The sequence below is a fragment of the Nocardia sp. NPDC004260 genome (assembly GCF_053603155.1).
In genome coordinates, this window is the sequence record NZ_JBSGEZ010000244.1 from 1 (window position 1) to 1,718 (window position 1,718).

Consider the following 1,718-nt stretch of genomic DNA (forward strand, 5'->3'; position numbering starts at 1 on the left):
CAGCAGATCACCCTGGCTCGGCACACGCCCCAACGTCACCCGAACATTCCGCTCGAGACCCTGCCGTCACCGCACGAAAAACACCAGTCACCTAGGCCTCGTCATCGGCGATCGTCGTTCTCATCGGCCCCGCGTCGAGGCCACCCTTGACAAAGGCCATCACTTCGGCGAGGACGCGATCGTGCCCGTCGGAGGGCAGCAGGTCATGTCCGATGCCGAGTCGTTCGAGGACCTTCGCGACGTGCCGGTCGGCCAGCGACCGGAATTCCGGGTCGGTGCCCCGTGGCTTGCTCAGGTCCAATGGGATTCTCGGATCGAGCACCGTGCGCAGGATGAGGTCATAGTGACCGGCGTGCCGAGTAACCAGCTGCTCGAGCTGGTCGATGTTCACGTGATCTGGTTGATCGCCTCGGTATTCCACAGCGGCTTCGTAATATCCGAGCGCATCCGATACGGGCCGATCGACCAGGACCACGTCCGCCCGGCTCCAAGCCTGCGCTTCCAGAGACATTCCGCGCGAGACGATCCACAGTGTCGATGCCCACGTGTGTTGCTGGAGGATCGGCAACCCGTGCTCCGTGGCCTCCGCGCCGAGGTCGGCAACGACCGCCACCTCGACGCGTTCGCGATGCAGCTGTCCGGTGACCCGCCGCAGGAAGGTGGTCTTGCCGGTCGAGTGCGTCCCGGTGACCGCGACGGTCACTGGGCGTACGAAATCGGTGCTCACCACAACCGTCCTTCTGGTTCTCTCGGCGGAATGAACTCCGCAGGCGCCGCCGCCTGCACAAGTTCGTCCCAACGGAATCCGCCTTCGTGAACCAGCCGCACCAGCAGCTGCCAGGCCGCCCCAGGTGTCCCACCCGGCGCGGTGATGGCCGTGATCTGAGACCGCGGTTGTGTCCAGCTCCGCGTGGGTGACCAGCTTTTCCAGTGCGTAACCACCGATGCCGGGCCACACCGCTTTGGCGAGTCTCAACGTGTCGAGCACCATCGGTGGTGTCCAGTCCGGCAGGTGTTCGGAGAGAACCCGCCTTTCCAGATTCGCGTTGTGCGCGATCAGGACCCTTCCCGTCAGGGCCGCCTCGATCTTTTCCGACACCTCCGGCCAGTCGGGCATTCGGCCACGTCGGCGTTGGTGATGCCATGGACCTTGCGGGTCACGATCGGGGTGATCGGCCTGGCGGGGCGGACCAGCCACGACCGCATATCGTCGACCCCCACCGTCGCGCCGGAGACCGGCAGGATCGCGATCTCGATGATTTCGGGTGGCGTCTGCCCATTGCCTTCGACATCGACGACAGCGAAGTCTTTGCCGTGCAGTGCGTCGGGAACCTTCATCGTGTCGCCTCCTGTGTGTGAACCCATCCGGTGTCTGCCCGTCCGTGCCTGCCGAAGTGGTGTGGGCGCCTGATGTCGTTGACCTGGTAGCCGAGATTGTGCTGAAGGAAGTTGCGACGCCCTTCGGGCAGTCCCTCAACGATCACCGCCCGGTTGGTGATCTCGAGCAACTGGCCGCCGAGCCGCTGAACCCAGGCCGCAGTCGATTCCTCGCCTGGACGCTGCCAATCGTCCGCGCAGCGTTTGATCTGTGCGACAGGGCAGATATCACACAACTCTCGGACACCGTATTCTCTGAACTGAATCAAACTTCTTGGTCTGCTTGGTATTTCAGTCGTCTTCGGGAGCTTCGCTGGCTCGGATTGTCGGCATGTTGAGGT

The 1,718-nt window shown here is 63.7% G+C and carries 3 protein-coding genes; 1 reads left to right on the forward strand and 2 read right to left on the reverse strand.

The window, feature by feature from the left end:
• Positions 1-91: 91 nt before the first annotated feature.
• A complete protein-coding gene (locus ACWEO7_RS39360) occupies positions 92-727 on the reverse strand; it encodes an AAA family ATPase (RefSeq protein ID WP_452430916.1) in 636 nt (211 codons plus the stop codon).
• Between the two features lie 344 nt (positions 728-1,071).
• Positions 1,072-1,338: a 3'-5' exonuclease gene (locus ACWEO7_RS39365; protein ID WP_452430917.1), complete on the reverse strand. Its 267-nt coding sequence runs from the start codon at positions 1,336-1,338 to the stop codon at positions 1,072-1,074.
• Between the two features lie 44 nt (positions 1,339-1,382).
• On the opposite strand from ACWEO7_RS39365, the gene ACWEO7_RS39370 reads away from it, so the two are divergent.
• Positions 1,383-1,715 carry a hypothetical protein gene (locus ACWEO7_RS39370; protein WP_452430919.1) on the forward strand — a complete coding sequence of 111 codons (333 nt, stop codon included), beginning with the start codon at positions 1,383-1,385 and terminating at the stop codon, positions 1,713-1,715.
• The last annotated feature ends 3 nt before the right edge of the window (positions 1,716-1,718 follow it).